This window comes from Streptomyces sp. NPDC047000 (assembly GCF_040644295.1).
Lineage (GTDB): Bacteria > Actinomycetota > Actinomycetes > Streptomycetales > Streptomycetaceae > Streptomyces.
In genome coordinates, this window is record NZ_JBEYWE010000003.1 from 191859 (window position 1) to 209165 (window position 17307).

The 17307-nt window shown below is 70.5% G+C and carries 19 protein-coding genes; 14 read left to right on the forward strand and 5 right to left on the reverse strand.

Features of this window, described 5'->3' with window-relative positions; genetic code table 11:
* Window positions 1-52: 52 nt before the first annotated feature.
* Entirely contained in the window at window positions 53-427 is a 375-nt protein-coding gene (locus tag ABZ862_RS07265; protein ID WP_360953694.1) for a MerR family transcriptional regulator, read from the reverse strand.
* 651 nt (window positions 428-1078) lie between these two features.
* On the opposite strand from ABZ862_RS07265, the gene ABZ862_RS07270 reads away from it, so the two are divergent.
* The gene (locus tag ABZ862_RS07270) at window positions 1079-1453 is read left to right on the forward strand and encodes a hypothetical protein (RefSeq protein ID WP_360953697.1); all 375 of its coding nucleotides are present in this window, start codon (window positions 1079-1081) and stop codon (window positions 1451-1453) included.
* A 212-nt stretch (window positions 1454-1665) separates the two neighbouring features.
* On the opposite strand, the gene ABZ862_RS07275 is transcribed toward ABZ862_RS07270, so the two are convergent.
* Both ABZ862_RS07275 and ABZ862_RS07280 read right to left on the reverse strand, forming a co-directional pair.
* Window positions 1666-3213 carry a DEAD/DEAH box helicase gene (locus tag ABZ862_RS07275; protein WP_360953700.1) on the reverse strand — a complete coding sequence of 516 codons (1548 nt, stop codon included), beginning with the start codon at window positions 3211-3213 and terminating at the stop codon, window positions 1666-1668.
* 211 nt (window positions 3214-3424) lie between these two features.
* Entirely contained in the window at window positions 3425-3628 is a 204-nt protein-coding gene (locus ABZ862_RS07280; RefSeq protein ID WP_053670392.1) for a cold-shock protein, read from the reverse strand.
* A gap of 731 nt (window positions 3629-4359) precedes the next feature.
* Between ABZ862_RS07280 and ABZ862_RS07285 the strand changes: the two genes are divergently transcribed.
* Window positions 4360-5163 (forward strand): hypothetical protein, encoded by an 804-nt coding sequence (locus ABZ862_RS07285; protein WP_360953704.1) that lies wholly within the window; start codon window positions 4360-4362, stop codon window positions 5161-5163.
* Between the two features lie 71 nt (window positions 5164-5234).
* Here ABZ862_RS07285 and ABZ862_RS07290 read toward each other — a convergent pair whose 3' ends face one another.
* Window positions 5235-5561 (reverse strand): helix-turn-helix transcriptional regulator, encoded by a 327-nt coding sequence (locus tag ABZ862_RS07290; RefSeq protein ID WP_360953707.1) that lies wholly within the window; start codon window positions 5559-5561, stop codon window positions 5235-5237.
* A gap of 540 nt (window positions 5562-6101) precedes the next feature.
* On the opposite strand from ABZ862_RS07290, the gene ABZ862_RS07295 reads away from it, so the two are divergent.
* From ABZ862_RS07295 to ABZ862_RS07345, 11 genes are all read left to right on the forward strand, one after another.
* Window positions 6102-6686: a TerD family protein gene (locus tag ABZ862_RS07295; RefSeq protein WP_360953710.1), complete on the forward strand. Its 585-nt coding sequence runs from the start codon at window positions 6102-6104 to the stop codon at window positions 6684-6686.
* 570 nt (window positions 6687-7256) lie between these two features.
* A complete protein-coding gene (locus ABZ862_RS07300) occupies window positions 7257-7643 on the forward strand; it encodes a hypothetical protein (RefSeq protein WP_360953713.1) in 387 nt (128 codons plus the stop codon).
* Window positions 7644-7821: 178 nt separating this feature from the next.
* Window positions 7822-8181 (forward strand): metalloregulator ArsR/SmtB family transcription factor, encoded by a 360-nt coding sequence (locus ABZ862_RS07305; protein WP_360953716.1) that lies wholly within the window; start codon window positions 7822-7824, stop codon window positions 8179-8181.
* A gap of 49 nt (window positions 8182-8230) precedes the next feature.
* Complete coding sequence (gene mgtA / locus ABZ862_RS07310) at window positions 8231-10897, forward strand: magnesium-translocating P-type ATPase (protein WP_360954497.1); 2667 nt, start codon at window positions 8231-8233, stop codon at window positions 10895-10897.
* A 538-nt stretch (window positions 10898-11435) separates the two neighbouring features.
* Window positions 11436-12956, forward strand: coding sequence for an LCP family protein (locus ABZ862_RS07315; RefSeq protein ID WP_360953719.1), 1521 nt, complete (start codon window positions 11436-11438; stop codon window positions 12954-12956).
* A 90-nt stretch (window positions 12957-13046) separates the two neighbouring features.
* Window positions 13047-13274 carry a Sec-independent protein translocase subunit TatA gene (tatA, locus tag ABZ862_RS07320; RefSeq protein WP_360953722.1) on the forward strand — a complete coding sequence of 76 codons (228 nt, stop codon included), beginning with the start codon at window positions 13047-13049 and terminating at the stop codon, window positions 13272-13274.
* Between the two features lie 177 nt (window positions 13275-13451).
* Window positions 13452-14369, forward strand: coding sequence for an ion transporter (locus ABZ862_RS07325; protein WP_360953725.1), 918 nt, complete (start codon window positions 13452-13454; stop codon window positions 14367-14369).
* Window positions 14366-14566 carry a type II toxin-antitoxin system RelE/ParE family toxin gene (locus tag ABZ862_RS07330; protein ID WP_360954500.1) on the forward strand — a complete coding sequence of 67 codons (201 nt, stop codon included), beginning with the start codon at window positions 14366-14368 and terminating at the stop codon, window positions 14564-14566. Before ABZ862_RS07325 ends, ABZ862_RS07330 begins: the two co-directional genes overlap by 4 nt.
* A complete protein-coding gene (locus ABZ862_RS07335; protein ID WP_360953728.1) occupies window positions 14563-14901 on the forward strand; it encodes an XRE family transcriptional regulator in 339 nt (112 codons plus the stop codon). The genes ABZ862_RS07330 and ABZ862_RS07335 overlap by 4 nt, the downstream gene beginning before the upstream one ends.
* Window positions 14902-15201: 300 nt before the next feature.
* On the forward strand, window positions 15202-15468 hold the full coding sequence (locus tag ABZ862_RS07340; RefSeq protein ID WP_360953731.1) for a CopG family transcriptional regulator: 267 nt from the start codon (window positions 15202-15204) through the stop codon (window positions 15466-15468).
* Window positions 15465-15908 carry a PIN domain-containing protein gene (locus tag ABZ862_RS07345; protein ID WP_360953734.1) on the forward strand — a complete coding sequence of 148 codons (444 nt, stop codon included), beginning with the start codon at window positions 15465-15467 and terminating at the stop codon, window positions 15906-15908. Before ABZ862_RS07340 ends, ABZ862_RS07345 begins: the two co-directional genes overlap by 4 nt.
* A gap of 281 nt (window positions 15909-16189) precedes the next feature.
* On the opposite strand, the gene ABZ862_RS07350 is transcribed toward ABZ862_RS07345, so the two are convergent.
* Window positions 16190-16585, reverse strand: coding sequence for a hypothetical protein (locus ABZ862_RS07350; RefSeq protein WP_360953737.1), 396 nt, complete (start codon window positions 16583-16585; stop codon window positions 16190-16192).
* 111 nt (window positions 16586-16696) lie between these two features.
* Here ABZ862_RS07350 and ABZ862_RS07355 point away from each other — a divergent pair, with 111 nt between their 5' ends.
* Window positions 16697-17128 carry a hypothetical protein gene (locus tag ABZ862_RS07355; protein WP_360954503.1) on the forward strand — a complete coding sequence of 144 codons (432 nt, stop codon included), beginning with the start codon at window positions 16697-16699 and terminating at the stop codon, window positions 17126-17128.
* Window positions 17129-17307 lie beyond the last annotated feature (179 nt).

The window sequence follows — 17307 nt, forward strand, 5'->3', positions numbered from 1 at the left end:
GCAGGCACGGCATGGCAGGGAGCCGGACCCGGGTGCGGAGCCGCCCGCGTGGTCAGCCGGAGCTGGAGCCCGAGCCGGGGCGGGGGCCCGGGGTGGAGCCGGCCGTCGGTTCGCCGGCGGCTCGGCGGTACTCGGCGTTGATGCGCTGCGCTTCCTCGAGCTGGTCCTCGAGGATGACGATGCGGCACGCGGCGTCGATCGGGGTTCCCTTGTCGACGAGTTCGCGGGCGCGTGCGGCGATCCGCAGCTGGTAGCGGGAGTACCGGCGATGTCCTCCCTCCGAGCGGAGCGGAGTGATCAGGCGAGCCTCGCCGATGGCTCGCAGAAAGCCTGGGGTGGTGCCGAGCATCTCGGCGGCCCGGCCCATGGTGTACGCCGGGTAGTCGTCGTCGTCCAGACGATCATTCAACGGGCGGTCCGATGTCATGTCACCTCGCTGTGCGAACGCGTCGAGGGGCCCTGGTGCCGTACGGCACCAGGGCCCCGAAGGAAATTCAACACCATCTGTCGGCCCTGTTGCTCTGCCGACCTTCTGTTTCCGCTACCCGGCCCGGCAGGGCGGAGCGGGGGATCGCAGCTGCGTGACCGGGGACCACCATCCGTTCTGGGGTCTTGCGGTACCCGGGCCGAGTGTTCCCCGGGCCGGGCGATCCTGATGGCGTCTGCTCCTCCGTTCCTCTCCGGACCGATCTCTTGCGTGAACCTCTTGGATGAACCGGTACTGCTGTCGGCAGCTCCTCGACGTGCGAGCCGCCCGGTGCGGCTCCCAGTCCCGTCACCGTTCCGGTGACGCTGTGGCTTCGAGGCTCGAGAGCCGCACTGACCTGCGTACTGCGTTACAGCCATCCGCCAGTTCGTGTCTGGCGGGTCTCGTTCGACCGCGTCTACGAGAAGAACCGTACCCACATCAGGCGCGAAAAGCTACCTCGGTAGGAGCAGATTTCACTCTTCTGCGGGAGGAAGAACCCTGCGGTATCCGGTCCTCCCCGGGGTGCGGAAGCTGTCTCCCGCCGTGCGGGCGCCCGCGTCAGCCCCGCAGGCCGCCCGGACGCGGGCGGGCCGCATATGCTCAGCTGTCATGTCGAACCCTGATGAGCTGCTCGTCACCATCTCCGCGGCGGTGGAGTCCGAACGAAGCAATCAGATGTCGCTGACCGTGGTCGTCGGCGGTGCCGTGATCACCGGTCGGCTGGCTCCCGAGGCCGTGTGGAGGGAGCGGGTGGCGGAGGTGCTGAAGGCGTCGGACCGTCTCGGCCCGTTCTCGGACCTCTTCGCCCGCGGGCCGCGCGAGAAGCGGCCGGGACGCGGCGAGGCGCCCACGCATCTGCACTTCCATCTCGCCCGGATCCTGCAGGGCAGCCTCGGCATCCCGGAGACGGGCGGTATGTACCGGGTCGCGATCAAGGACGTCAGCGCATGGACCGTGGGGGAGCTCAGCTACGTCGACCGGTGAGCCGGTCCTGAGACCGCTGCCCGCGCCGGGCGGTCCGGCCGGTGAGGCCCGCGTCGTGCGTCCCGCGGTCCGGCCGGTGGGGTGGTGCGAGGACCCGACACGGCGCTGGGCCCTGCCGACGCGCGTCGGCAGGGCCCAGCGGGATCCTGAGGGCGGTTTCCCGCCCGTTTGTTCGCGGCGAGGCGACGGTTGCGGGCGTCGCCTGCCCCGGCCTACACGGCCGAGCCGTCACCGGTCCGCCGCTGTGTCCTGCGGCGAGCCCCCTCGGCGGTGGGACGACCCTCACCCGCAGGACGCCCCTGACCGGTGGGACGGCCCTGAGCGGCAGGACGGCCCTGACCGGTACGGCTCCGGCGGCTCCGGGACGGCGAAGAGGTGCGGCGGGGCCGCTCCGCGGCGGGCGCGGTGATGACCACCGGCACACCGGAGGGCGCCTGGGCGCCCGTGATGCGGCTCAGCTCCGCCTCGCCCGAACGGACCGCGGTGATGTGCGGTGTGATGCTGGCGGAAGCCATCAGCCGGCTCATGCCGCGGCGCTGGCCGGGGGTCACGAGGGTGACGACTTTGCCGGACTCCCCGGCGCGGGCCGTACGGCCGCCACGGTGCAGGTAGTCCTTGTGGTCGCTGGGCGGATCCACATTGACGACCAGGTCCAGGCTGTCGACGTGGATGCCGCGGGCCGCGACGTTGGTGGCGACCAGGACCGTGACGTGACCGTCCTTGAACTGCGTCAGGGTCCGGGTGCGCTGCGGCTGGGACCGGCCGCCGTGCAGGGCCCCGGCGCGGACACCGTTGTTCAGCAGGTGCTTGGTCAGCTGGTCCACGGCGTGCTTGGTGTCCAGGAACATGATGACCCGGCCGTCCCGGGCGGCGATCTCGGTGGTCGTGCGGTACTTGTCCGTGTCGTGCACGTGGAGCACGTGGTGCTCCATCGTGGCGACGGCACCGGCCGACGGGTCGACGGAGTGCACCACCGGGTCGGTCAGATAGCGGCGGACCAGCAGGTCGACGTTGCGGTCCAGCGTGGCCGAGAACAGCATCCGCTGGCCCCCGGGGCGTACCTGGTCGAGCAGGGCGGTGACCTGGGGCATGAAGCCCATGTCGGTCATCTGGTCGGCCTCGTCGAGAACCGTGACGGCGACGTCGGAGAGCTGGCAGTCACCCCGGTCGATGAGGTCCTTGAGACGGCCGGGCGTCGCGACGACCACCTCCGCGCCGGAGCGCAGCGCACCGGCCTGCCGGCCGATGGACATGCCGCCGACGACGGTGGCGAGCCGCAGCCGCACGGCGCGGGCGTAGGGAGTGAGCGCGTCGGTGACCTGCTGGGCCAGCTCGCGGGTGGGTACGAGGACCAGGGCCAGCGGCTGGCGCGGCTCGGCACGGCGGCCCGCCGTACGGGCCAGTACCGCGAGGCCGAAGGCGAGGGTCTTGCCCGATCCGGTGCGCCCGCGCCCGAGTACGTCACGGCCTGCCAGGGAGTTCGGCAGGGTCGCCGCCTGGATCGGGAACGGTACGGTCACGCCTTCCTGGCCGAGCGTGGCCAGCAGCGGGGCCGGCATGGCGAGTTCGGCGAACGCCTCGACGGCGGGCAGCGCGGGTGTGACCGTCTTCGGCAGGGCGAACTCGCCCTGCGTCCGCTGGCGGTTGCCGCCGTGACCGCCGGAGCGGCGCGGAGCGAAGGAGCGGCCGGCCGCGGAATTCCCACCGAAGCGGTCGGCCGGGCGACCGGTGCGGCCGCGGGTGGTACGTGTGGGGTTCAAGCGGAACCTTCCTCGATGCGGGCGCGTATCAAGGAATTTTCCGCAGCAGATCGAGCGGTGCAGAGAATTGCGAGAACGGGCCGTGGACGACAGGGGATAATCACCCTGGGAATGACTGGGAATTACCGGGAATGACTGGAAATGAAGCGAGCTGGGGCCCGCACCCCAAGGTGCGGGCCCCAGCTGCGAAGTACGCGTCGGTGCCGGTGCGTCAGGCGGGAACGATGTTCTCGGCCGTCGGGCCCTTCTGGCCCTGGGCGATGTCGAAGGACACCTTCTGGCCCTCCAGCAGCTCACGGAAGCCCTGGGTGGCGATGTTCGAGTAGTGGGCGAAGACGTCGGGGCCGCCGCCGTCCTGCTCGATGAAGCCGAAGCCCTTTTCCGAGTTGAACCACTTCACGGTGCCTGTGGCCATGATGTTTCTCCTTACGGGGAACGGTGTCAGGAATGAGCCCTGTGCGCATTCCGTGTCGCCGTGATGATCAGCCGTCGGAAAAACCTTCTGGCAACCACACCTGCAACTGATGACGACAGTAGCATGCCGGTGTCGGCCCTGCGGGGAAGATAATTCTGGACCGCCTGTGCTCGCAGGAATATTCATCGGGCGCCGCGTCGAATTCTTACGCTGCGACCACAGATATTGCTTTCCGGGGGCACGGTGTTCTCGTCGGCTGTTTCCGTCCGCAGCCCTGTGACCTGGTGCGACGGCGGGTGCACGCCCTCCGCGCCGATCAGCGGGCCGGGAAGCCGACGCGAGCACCGGTTCCCGGAAAGGAGACGAGAACCACACGTCGGCGCCCTGGAGCCGTCGGCAAAGATCCGGGGCGGTCGGCAAAGATCCCGAGCCGTCGGCAAAGGGAAAGGCCCGCGGAAAGGGAGAGGGAGCGCCCGTGCGCCTCACCGGCCCTGGCGCGGCAGCCGCCGTGTGAACGGGCGTGGCCGTTCCACCGGTGCGGGGGTGGCTGATTGTTGGCCGAAGTGACCCAGTGGTGCGGTAGTGGGTGACATCATCGTGGTCGCTCGCTGTGGTCTGTGTGGAGGGCTGCCGCGAAAGGGCTGGGCGCGTACACGCCGAGGGGGAGCCCGCCTCACCTCTGCTCGCTGGCGTCGGTCCTGTCCTGTCCGTGCGTGAGCGTGGGGCCGCTGATGAGCTGGTATCAACAGACCTGGTGGACTGCCTTCGTGTTACCGGCCGCGGTGTGCGCGGGTGTGGCCTGGTTCGGTCTGCTGCGTCACTTCAGCGGCAAGGGCAGGCTGCTGGGCAGCCGCTGGTCGGTCGGCCTGGCGCTGTCGGTGGTGGCGCTGATGTGCGGTGTGGCGGTCGGTGCGGGATTTCTGCTGCCGCATCTGGCCAAGGTTCCCCCGGCCGCGGTCGGTTTCGGCATGGGGGCGACCGCGCTGCCCCGCAGGAAGCGGGACGAGACCACACAGCCGTACGTGAAGCTGATGACCCTCGGGGTGGCCTGGCTGATGGAGCGGCTCGAGTACCGGATCCACACCGACGGCCTGAGCTGGTGCGAGGAGTTCACCGACGGCGTCGAGCAGTCGGCCCAGCTGCGCCTGCTGGCCCATGACGTGTGGCAGTTCCTGCGGGAGCGGCACCAGCAGGCGGCGCAGCTCAAAGCGATCAACACCGCCTACGAAGAAGCACAGCAGGCGATAGACAAGGCCCTGGAGGTGCAGACGCGAACCGACCAGGCGTGCGGAGTCCACTCACGCTGGGACCGGCGAGAACCCACTGAGCGGGAGGTGTTCGAGTGCCGGAGCGCCCTGGGAGAGGCACGTGCGAGGTGCGGGCACCTGCTCCTCCTCGCCTACCGGCACGGCCGGAAGTCGGAACAGGCCGCACTCGAGGAGTTGCGGTCGAAGATCATTCCCAATGACGCCTTCCGCGGGGGCGCGGCCCCGTCACGGTGGCGCTGGTTGCGCCGCGTCCGCAACCAGCGGTAGTGCCTCCCGCCCGAAGGTCCGCACGGGCGGGAAGGTCCGCACGGGCGGGAACGGGTTACCGGACAGAACACCTAGAGCCGCGAGACGAGGCTGCTCTCGTGCGCCGGTGACTGGGCCTCGCTGCCGTCGTCCTGCCCGTCCGGGGTCTGCGGATGGGTGTAGAACCTGATCTCGACGCCGGCTCCGAGCGCCTCCGCGACGGCGGCCAGCGTACGCACCGTCAGATTGGCGTCTCCGGACATGATCTGGCTGACGCGTCCCGGACTGACGCCCATGGCCTTGGCCAGGTCCGAACGGGACGTGTTCAGGCCCGCGAGAAGGCCGGCGAGGGACGCGGTGGCCTGCCGGCCCAGCTGGGCAGCCGCTAAGTCGGTGTTGCTCTCACTGCGAGCGAACATGCTCACGGAGTAACCCCCAAGTCTGCTCAGGGCAACGGTCGTTGCCCTACTCCCAGAATGCCACCTTTAGCTGTAGCTAAAAACTTGGTTCCCCGAAAAACCTGGCCCAATCTTCCTCGCACGGTCCTTCGGGAACACCCTGACCTGCGTTTTACCTGTCCAGCGGCGCGTCTGGGCCTGCTCCGTACGTCACTCCATCGGTGGCCGCGCCTCCGCCGCGGCACGCGCTCGTTGAGGAACTGGGACCAGGCTCGGACCGCACTGTGCTGAAGGCGGGGGCAAGCCGCGTAACCCTCTCTGCCACCGAGTGCGGACGTCGAAGTGACCGCCGACCGACAGGGCCGTGGTGGTACGGGGACGGAGGTGCTGCCCGGCCGGGCGGGCGACGGCCTGGGCGGGCGACGGGCCGGGCGGAAGACGGCAGCACCGATGCAGCCGGTTACCGATGCAGCCGGTTCGGTGCAGGCCCGTCATATGAAATCAACAATGTGGAGGGCACACTCTGTTTGTTGCAATCTTCGGGAAAGGGATGTCCCAGACATGATCACGCTCACCAAGGAAGACGGCCCGGCGGACCTGGACGGGGTGACCCATCTGTCCATCGGCGCGTCCTGGGACCCCACGGTCGGCAGCAGCGGAGGCGTGCTGGGCAAGCTCCGCCAGAGGCAGGGCACGGACCTCGACCTGATCGCCATCGCCATGCAGGGCGCAGACCCGGTGCGCCTCGCGGGACTCGACTCGCTCGACCCCATGGGCAACGGCTCGCTGGTCCACAGCGGCGACAACCAGAGCGGGCACGGGGACGGCGACGACGAGACGGTGACCGTCGAGTTCGCCCGTATACCGCCGCACATCACGTCGATCGTGTTCGTCGCCGCCGCGTACAAGAAGGGCAGCTCCTTCCAGAAGGCGCGCAACATCAGCTTCAAGGTCTACGACGCGACCGGCGGCAGCACCCAGCAGGTCGCCGACATCTGGCCGAGCCTGCTGACCCAGGACAACGGCTGCGCCGTGGCCAAGGCGATGCGGGTCGGCGGCAGCTGGAAACTCGAGGTGATCAACGTGACGGGGAAGATCAAGCAGGGCGACGAGCACGCCCTGATGCGCTTCGCCATCAGCAAGTAGCACGCCTGCGAGCCCGGCCCACGGCCGGCCGAACCCCGCCGGCCCGGGTGCCCGTCATGTGGCGGGCGCCCAGGCCGCCCGTCACAGGGCCACTCTGCGAGCGAGCCGGCGCCGGTCCTCGCGGGCGCCCGGCCACCGGTCAAGCCTTTCAGGATTGCGCAAGCCGCGAAGCATTAGACTCGCCACTCCTCACTCCTCACTCCTCACTCCTCCCCCGCAGTCCGGCGCGGGCGTTCCACGCACTGCGGGCACCGCGAAGGCTTCCAGCTCACCGGGAGACACATGACGGGTCCCGAACCGTCACAGGCAGAGGCCGGTGTCCCGTTCCGGCGTGTCCTCGATCAGGCCCTGGACTCACGGCAGGTCACGAGCGCGCTGGAACGCACCGGCGGGTCGCTGGATCGTGAGCGGTTGCGTGCCGAGGCGCTTCAGGCGCATGCCGTCATCACCGCCGCGACGGCCGTCGGGTGCCAGGACTGTCAGGACGCCCGGCCCGCGGTCGCCGGGTGTGATCACCGGCCGGAGGCCGGCGAACACCCGGGAGGGGGGACGTGCGGTGCGGGAGGGAGCGTGCTCAGGTCGGCGATCCTCGTACCGGGCTTGCCGGCAGTGGTCGCAGGTGTCCTTCTGCCGACCGGATACGGCCTGCGCGTCCTCGACGGGCGCCCCTATGTGGGCGACTGCCTTCTTACGGCGGGATTTCTCGTCGGCGCGGTGGCCGCCGGGGCCGTGGTCGGTGATCTGATCTGGCGGTCGGTGACGGCCGAACGCAACCGCTCCCTCGGTGAGGACAGCACCGCACGCGACGCCGGCGCGAAGACGGCACAGGCACAGCAGGCTGCGGAACTGGCCTTGCTGGAAAGGGGAATGGTGCCCTTTCTGCTCGCCCGTATCGAGGGAGAACGTCCGGGGGGGCCGGGGAGACCGCGCCGTGCGCCGGTGACGCCGAACGCATGAGACGGCCGGGCCGCGCACGGTGACTTCCGCACCGCCGCGGCCGTTGCGCGAGGATCTCGGCGATGGCGCCGGGGACCGGCCCGAGGACGATCCAGCCGATGAGGGGCCTTCCCCGTCGCCCCTAGACTGGGCGGGCACATGAGCGGCGGCCGTGCTGCGGTCGGAACGGGAGAGGACTGTGGCGGAGAACGTCGGTGGCTTCGAAGATCCGTCCGCCGAAGTCCTGGCCGAGGCGGCCGCGGCGTTCGGTCTGCTCGCCTCGTCGGCCCGCCTGCATCTGATGTGGGCGCTGTCCCAGGGCGAGAGCGATGTCACCCGCCTCGCCGACCGGGTGGGCGGCGCCCTGCCGGCGGTCAGCCAGCACCTGGCCAAGCTGAAACTCGCGGGGCTGGTGCGTTCGCGACGTGAGGGGCGCCGACAGGTCTACTACGTCGACGACCCCGACATCGTGACCGTGGTGCGCGTGATGGTCGGACAGCTGACCGCGCGGTCGTACCAGGCATCGCCGGTCCGCCGACTGCGCGAGGCCGGTGACTGAGACCACTGCGGCCCCGGGGCAGGACGCCGGAGCATCCGGTCCCGTGGCTCTGCCGGCCCCCGGCGCCGACCGGTCCCGCCCGGGGCCGGCCGTGCCGAGCGTGCTGGAGGTGCCGAGCGTGCTGGAGGTGCTGCGTCGGCTGGACAGCGGCCCGCGCGGCCTGACGGAGACACAGGCCGCGGAGCGGCTGGCAGCGTTCGGCGACAACACGGTTCCGGCCAGGCGTGAAGCATCGTGGACGAGGCTGTTCGCCCGCAGTCTGCGCGATCCGTTCACCGCCGTGCTGGGGTGCCTCGGCCTGGTGTCGGCAGCCGTCCTCGCCTGGGGGACCGCCGCGGTGATCCTCCTCCTGGTCGTGGTGAGCTGCGTGCTGCGCGCGTCGGGTGAGCACCGGGCCGACCGCTCCACGGCCGGGCTGCGCGAACTGGTCGCCGCCACCGCCACCGTGCTGCGGCGCGCGGACGACGGGGACGGGGCCGCGCCGCCCGTGGTCCGCGAGGTGCCCGTGGGCGAGCTGGTCCCCGGCGACGTGGTGCGGCTCGGGCCGGGCGACCTGGTCCCCGCGGACGTACGCCTGCTGCGGGCGAGCGGTCTGACCGTGCACCAGGCCGCCCTGACCGGGGAGTCGGCCCCCGTCGCGAAGTACGCCGACGACAGCCCGCACCCCGCAGGGGCCGGTGTCCTCGGACAGCCGCAGCTGTGTTTCGCGGGCAGCGGTGTGGCCTCCGGCAGCGCCACCGCGATCGTCACCGCCACCGGTGCGCACACCCGGTTCGCCGCCGCTCACGGCCCCGGCACCGGTCGGCCGCGGGCGAGCGCGTTCGACCGTTCCGTGCACGGCATCTCCTGGATCCTCATCCGGTTCATGCTCCTCACCCCGCCGCTGGTCCTCATGGCGAACGCCGCGCTGCGCGGGCGCGGCCTGGAGACCCTGCCGTTCGCCGTCGCGGTGGCGGTCGGGCTGACCCCCGAGATGATGCCGGTACTGGTCACCACCTGCCTGGCCCGCGGCGCCGCGCTGCTGGCCCGCACCCACGGGGTGATCGTCAAACGGCTGCCCGCGCTGCACGACACGGGCGCCATGGACGTGCTGTGCCTGGACAAGACCGGCACGCTGACCCAGGACCGGCCGGTCGTCCACCGCGCCTGGGACCCGGACGGGCGTGAGGACCCCGAGATCCTGCACTGGGCCGCCGCGAACGCCTGGTGGACCCTGCAGCTCGCCGACCTGCCGGCCGCGGACGCCCTCGACGAAGCGCTCCTGGACGCGGCCGACGAGGACCGCCTCGCGGCGTACGACGGGATCGCGGCCGTCCCCTTCGACCCGGTCCGCCGCCTGGCCACCGTCGTCGTCCGCACCCCCGGCCGCCTCGGCACCCACACCCTCGTCACCAAGGGCGCCGCCGAGACCGTACTGGAACGCTGCGTCCTCTCCGACGACGACCGGGCGCGGCTGTCCGCCCTCGCCGCCCGGCAGGCCGAGGACGGTCTGCGCGTCCTCGCGGTCGCCGTCGCCGAGCGCCCGGCGCGCGCCCGTGACTACACCCCGGCCGACGAACGCGGCCTCACCTTCCGCGGCCTGATCACCCTGCGGGACGCACTCGCGCCCACCGCCGACGACGCCCTGGCCGTCCTCACCGAACAGGGCGTCACCGTCAAGATCCTCACCGGCGACCATCCGGGCACGGCCGCCCGGGCCTGCCACGACCTCGGCATACCCCTCGCCGGGGACGCGGTGCTCACAGCCGACCGCCTCGGCCGCCTCCACCGCCTCGACGGCCCCGATGGTCTCGCCTCCGCCGAACTCGCCGAACTCGCCGGTCTCGTCCGCCGTACGACCGTCTTCGCCCGCTGCACCCCCGAGGACAAGGCCCGGATCATCACCGTACTGCGGGCCGCCGGGCACACGGTGGGCTTCCTGGGCGACGGCGTCAACGACCTGCCCGCCCTGCGCGCCGCCGACGTCGGCATCGCCCCGCGGGATGCCGCCGACGTGGCGCGGGAGAGCGCGGACGTGGTCCTCGCCGAGAAGGACCTCACCGCGATCGCCCAGGCCGTCGGAGCCGGCCGGCACGCGGGCGGCAACATCGCCACCTACCTGCGGGTCACGCTGTCCTCGAACCTCGGCAACGTGATCGCGATGCTCTCCGCGGGGCTCCTCCTGCCGTTCCTGCCGATGCTCCCGGCCCAGGTCCTGGCACAGAACCTGTGCTTCGACGCGGCCCAGCTCGCCTTCGCCCGCGACCGCCCCCACCCGTCGGTGCTGCACCGCCCCATGGTGCTGCGCCCAGCCGACCTGCTGCGTTTCATCACCGGATTCGGCGTGCTCAACGCCGTCGCCGACCTCGTCACCTTCGGCGTCCTCGCGCTCGCCCTGCACGGCCCCGGAACGGGGGACGACGAAGCGCTGTTCCACTCCGGCTGGTTCACCGAGAACCTGCTCACCCAGGCGCTGGTGATGCTGCTCCTGCGGACCGGCACAGGCCCGAGGGGGCGCGGGCCGGGCCCCGTGGGCCGGGCCGCCGCGGTGCTCACCGTCATCGGCCTGCTGCTGCCGCCGTCACCGCTCGGCCCGCCGCTCGGACTGACCGGACTTCCAGCGGTGTACTACCTGCTGCTCGGTGCCGTTCTCCTGCTCTACGCGGCCGGGCTCCGGGTGGCCGCGTCGCGCGGTGAGCGACGGCTCGCCGCGGGCGCCGCCCCCCAAGGGCCCTGAACCCGATCCCGCCCCGCCAGCCGCACGTCGGCCGGCACAGACCGGGGACGGGCGCGGGAGTAGGCTCGAACTCCTCGGTGCGGATGCCGAGTTGCGCAACGGCCGAGAGGCGGCAAGTACGTTGGACGCAACCGCCGTTCGGTACTGCCCCGGCCGGGGCCGAAAGGCTCTGCACGGACCGTGTGGAACGCGGGAGGATCTGTGTCCCGATCCCCAGATGTTTGTTAGATTGCGCAATCATGCAACCGCGGTGAGCTCCTGCCCCGGCTGCCCGCACACCGCCGCGCACGCTCCGGCCGTCCCAGGACGACCACGCTGACGGGCCGGCCGTTCATGGGAGTAGGGAATGAGCGACCCCGGGGACGGCTCGGGCGGTCAGGCCACGCGCACCTCCACCACCCGGACCCCCGGCCGACGCGAGGCGGAGCCCGGTGGGACGCGCCCGCCGGGCTCCCGGCGCCGGGGCCGGGCGGCTGCCCGCCCCCGAACAGACTCCCGGTCACGCCGCCGGACCCGGCCGGCAGGGCGCGCCGGGCGGGTGCTGCGGATCGCCGGCCTGTGTCTGGCCGTCCTGGTGCTGGGCACGGCGGGCGTCGGCTGGTGGTTCTACGAGCACCTGAACGGCAACATCAACAGTGTCCCGCTCGACGGCAAGGGCGGTGCGGAGAAGGCGGACGCGTTCGGCCGGACCCCGATCAACATCCTGGTCATGGGCTCGGACGGCCGTACCAGCGCGGCGGACTGCAAGCTCGGCGGCGGCTGCTCGAAGACCGGCGTGCAGAGCGGCAGCGGGAACGCGGACGTGGAGATGGTGGTGCACATATCCGCCGACCGCTCCAACGCCACCGTGATGAGCATCCCCCGCGACACCGTGACCGACATCCCGGCCTGCAAGGACACGGCGACCGGTACGTCCACGGCCGGCTACCACGGCCAGATCAACAGCGCGCTCCAGTACGGCCCCGCCTGCCAGGTGGCCACCGTCCACCAGCTCACCGGCATCCCCATCGACCACTTCGTCCAGCTCGACTTCTCGGGCGTGGTCAAGATGTCCGACGCGGTCGGCGGTGTCTCCGTGTGCGTCAGCGCCGACGTCTACGACACCTACTCGCACCTGAAACTGTCCAAGGGCACCCACACCCTCAAGGGAGAGACGGCCCTGGAGTTCGTCCGCTCCCGGCACGGCTTCGGCGACGGCAGCGATCTCGGCCGTACGCTCACGCAGCACATCTTCCTCAGCGCGATGATCCGCAAATTCAAGAGTGCGGGCACCCTGACCGACCCGACGGCGGTCTACGATCTCGCGGACGCCGCCACCAAGGCACTGACCGTGGACGACGGCCTCGGCAGCGTCAAGAAGCTCATCGGGCTCGCGGCCGACGTGAACAAGGTGCCCACCAAGCGGATGACCTTCACCACCATGCAGACCGCTCCCGACCCCTCCGACAGCGACCGCGTGGTGGTGGCCGACGGTGCCAAGAGCCTCTTCGCCGCCATCGCCGGGGACCAGTCGCTGTCCACCGGCTCCGGCGGCAGATCCACGGCCGCCGCCGCCACCGCCACTGCCACCGCCTCGGCCGTGCCCCCGTCCCGGATCGCCGTCACGGTGGAGAACGGCACCGGCATCACGGGCCGTGCCTCCACCGTGGCGAACGCCCTCACCGGCCAGGGCTTCAGCTCCGCGACGACCACGGCCAACGCCCCGAGCTCCGCAGCCGTCACGACCCTCACCTACGGCACCGGCCGGAAGGGCGAGGCCCGGACGGCAGCCAAGGCGCTGGGCCTGTCCTCCTCGCACCTGAAGCAGGGCACCGGAACGGGCCTGACCCTGGTGATCGGCAGCGACTGGCCCAGCGGCACGAGCTTTCCGGGCGGCACCTCCTCGCCCGCGCCGGCCGACACCAAAACCGCGGTGGCGGGCGCCCATGTCTCCACCGCCGACCAGGGCAAGCACTGCGCCCAGGTGAGCCCCTACAAGACGGTCGCCCTCAACGGCGTTCCCATGACGCCGTCCCAGGCATACGCCGCGGCAGCCACCAAACCCGACTCCGACAGCTGAGACACCGCCCTCCCCTTGGATCGCCCCCGGGTTGTACAGTTGCGCAACACGGCAAGCAAGGCTCCGGTGTCCGAGAGGAAGGCGTAAGGGATGCTGCGCAACGGACTGGAACCCTGGCACCTGCTGATCGTGGCCGTCGTGATCATCGTCCTGTTCGGCTCGAAGAAGCTGCCCGAGGCGGCCCGCGGCCTGGGCAAGTCGATGCGCATCCTCAAGAGCGAGGCCAGGGCCATGAAGGACGACGGCCCTGCCACCGCGCGGTACTCCGCCGCCCAGCCGGAGAACGCGCCCGCCACGGAGCGCACCTCGGCCGAGTGACCCGAGCGGCCGGCGGCGCGGGCCGGCAGCTCACACCGCCGAAGCCGTGGCCCAACGGCGGCTCACCGGCCGTCCGGTGACCGACGGCCCGTCAGACGACCCTCCGACGAACCGACGTCCCCGCAGCGTCGGCCAGACACCCCGCAGAGCCGCAGAGCCGAGGAGCACGACAGCAGGATGCCCGAGCAGCACCACCGCACGACCGGCGCCGCGCCCCGACCCACCCGCCAGGACCTGGCACACCGCTGCCGGGCCCTCACGGAAGCCCGCTGGTTCGCCCTCGGCGTCTTCGCCGTCATCCTCCTCAACGCGGCCCTGCTGGGCCTGGAGACCTACTCCGGGCTCGTCGAGGAGTGGCACCGCTGGTTATGGCCGGCCGAGCACGGCTGCCTGGCCGTGTTCACCGCCGAGATCCTGCTGCGCCTCGGCGCGTACGCGGACCGCCCACGGGACTTCTGGAAGGACCCGTGGAACCTGTTCGACCTCGCGGTGGTGCTGTGCGCGTTCCTGCCCCTGGTCCGCGAGAACACCACCGTGCTGCGGCTCCTGCGGCTGGCCCGGGTGCTGCGCACGGCCCGCTTCCTGCCACAGCTGCGGATCGTGCTGGTCGCGGTCGCCCGCAGCCTGCCCGGCACGCTCAGCTTCCTGCTCGTCGGGGCACTCCTGCTGTACGTCTACGCCATGGTCGGCTGGGTCTTCTTCGGCCACAGCGACCCCAAGCACTACGGCTCCATCGGCAGAGCCGTCCTCACCCTGTTCCTGCTGATGACCCTGGACGGCATCGGCGACGCCGTCCACGCCGGCCTGGCGGTCTCCCGCTGGAGCCTCGTCTACTACGCCTCCTACGTCCTGATCGCCTCCTTCGTCCTCGTCAACGTCCTGATCGGCGTGGTCATCACCTCGCTGGACGAGGCCCGGGAGATGGAACGGGAGGAACCACAGGACGACCCCCGCCCGGTCCCCGCCGCCGCTCCCCCGGAGGACCACCGCGCCCTGCTGGAACGCATCACAGCCACCCGCCAGGCCCTGGAAGCACTGGAACACGACCTCACCCGCTCAGCCCCCCTGCTCCCGACCACCAGGGACCCCCGCTGACCGCCGCCTGCGCCGTCAGGAACCGTCACTACGGCATTCGTATCCTCTTCGCCTTTGATCCGGTGCGCCGGGCAGTATTACTGGTGGCCGGTGACAAGGCCGGGAACTGGCAGTGCTGGTATGACATGAACATCCCGCTTGCTGAGGAGCGGTACCGGAAACATCTGGCCGATCTTGAAACCAGGGAGTACGAATGAGCGCCGTGAGCTGGGAGGAAACCAGGCGCAAGGCGCGCGATCGGCGCGCGGCCGCTGGGTTGCCGGTGCGGTCGGCTCAGGAGAAGCAAGCGGCCATGGACCGGCTGACCGCCGAAGTACGTGCTCACAAGCTTGCGGAGGTCAGGCGTGAACAGGCAGTCACTCAGCGTCAAGTGGCCGCCTCCATGGGGGTCTTGGCACCTCGGGTCTCCGCGATCGAGCACAGGGAGCTGGATCGTGCGGAGGTCGTGACCCTCCGGGCCTACGTGGAAGCACTCGGCGGTCGACTGCGCGTAGTCGCAGATTTCGGGGATGCCGAGTACACCGTCGCCTGAGCAGCTTGTCGCCAGATGCCGTGGAGTTGAGACACGGCTGCTTACACGCTTGTCGCCGGGTCGGCCGAGGGAGTCGATCCCCGGCTTTCCCCGTGTTCCTCGCGCGACCTCCCGGGGAATCGGACACTTGCCCTCTGCCGTGAAACTGCAGGCTCACCGTGTGACCCGCCCGGTCACGGTGAACCTTTTCCCTGCGGCGTCCGGCTCGGGCGAGGCGTCAACGGTGACGCGTGTGGTCGGCTTGACCTGCACCGGGATCGCGCAGATACATCAATCTGGTACATGGACTACCCTTGGTACATGTCCATGAAGCGTACCAACGTCTACGCCGACCCCGAGGACCTGGCCATCATCAAGGAGGCCGCCAAGCGCCGAGGAATAAGCGAGGCCGAGATCATCCGCCAGGGCATCCACCTTGCGGCCATGGCGAACCGGGTCTGGGACGAGCCGCTGTTCTCCCGCACCTTCGAGGGGCCGGGCCGCACGCTCTCCACGTCGGAGGTCCGCGACACGGTCGCCGAAGCCGTCCGGCGTGAGACCGGCCCGAGTTCCGGATCCGCCGCGTGATCATCGTCATCGCCGATACATCCGGCCTTCTGGCAGCCCTGGACTCGGCTCATCCCGAACACCGGGCGGCGAACGAGGCCATCATGGCGGCGGGCCTGCTGATCATGTCCCCGCTCCTGCTGGCCGAACTGGATCACGTGGCGACGCGTGAGCTCGGCAGAGAGGCCGCCCTCAGCGCGGTCGACGACCTACGGCGCTGGATGAGCCGGGGTCGTGTCGTCATGCCGGAGATCACGGAGGAGCACCTGGGAGCCGCCCAGTCCGTCCGTGTCCGCTACCGCGCGCTGGACCTCGACCTTGCCGATGCGGTGAACGTGGCGCTCGCCGCCGACTACGACACGGACGCGATCCTCACCCTCGACCGACGAGACTTCCGCGCCGTACGCCCGTTGGGCCGCCACAAGGCGTTCCGGGTACTCCCCGACGACCTCCCCCTCTGACGCAGACCCCCGGCCGCCAAGTGCCCTCTCCGACAAAGGGACTTACGCACCCCTCCACCACGAAGCCCGCGCAGAACGGGCGTCCACCGTCGCCCAGGACAGCGAGCTGAGGGCCGGCCTGATGCAGGTCGGAGCCAGTCACTGACATGGTGGCGCCGGCAGCAGACGGGCGGCGTCCCGGTCCGTCGTGCGCCTGCGCGTCGACCGACTCAGCCGATCCAGGATCCCGTTCGAGCCGGACCGAGCACACGAACGCATAGGGAAGGGCCGGTCAGGGGCGTCTACTCAACCGTGGGTCTTCCCCGCTCATCACGGGTTCTCTTGGCCGCATCCTGAGCGAGGCCGGCGATACCAAAGATCCCTGTCACTGCCCCCGGAACGGTGAGCCACCAGTACCAGCCACCGTTCAGGAAGCTTGTGGTGATGAGAGCGCCTGCAAGCAAAATGAAGACGATCGCAAGGGCGATACCGAAGGGATCGCGCCGCTTGACGTCCTCAACTTCGATCATCTGTCGGATGCTGTCTTCGATGTGCGTGCGGAGCAGGGGGGTCACCTGGCTGTCTGACGGCAGAAGGTTCAGCAGCTCAAGGTCTGACTTGATCCTTTCACGGCCGCGCGGCTCCCTCCTGTGGCGCTCGACAATGACACCGCCGACGCCTATCACAGCTGCGGCCACACTCGCGAAGGGTCCCCAATCCATGCCAGCGAAGCTACCAAGTCGGCTTGGAGCCGGGCCTGGTGCTGTGACCGCGAAGGTTCGCCGGGTTGAGGTCTTCCGCCGGTGCTGATGGCATCGGAGTATCGAAGCATGGGGCATCAAGGGGATCTGTCCGAGGCATTCCGGGCGGAAGCGGGCGTCGAGTTCGCGTTCCTGGTCGAGGACGCAGGCTTCTCGGGCCCGGAGCAGACTGACGATGGACTCCTCTTCCACAGCAGCGGTCTCGACGTGGAGGTCTGGTTCCTGGACGGGCACGAGCCCGTGGTGGCGACGCTGGTCGCCCCGGTCGCATCGGACGGTGTGAGGGCCAGGGGAGTGTGGCTGGAGGAGTTGTACGTCTTGAGCGGATGCGGTCCCGCTCAAGACGTTCCCGGCTCGGCTCCGATCCGGCGAGCGACGCTCAAGCGTGTCCGTCAGCATGCGGCTGCGCTGCGTCGGCTCATGCCGCGGTTACTCACCGCTGATGGCGCACAGCTCATTGCCCGCTGTCGCCAGGACTGACTGCGGCGCCCGGATCCTCGTGCGGCCGTGGCTGCGGGGCGTCCGCCCCAGCGGATGTCCTTGGCGGTGGCTTGGACCACGAGAGGCAACAATGCCGCTGTTTGTCCTTCGATGGGGATGGCGGGGGCGGTCCGCGCTGGACGAAGGCCAGAGCGCGGACCCGAACCGGGCGGCGCTGG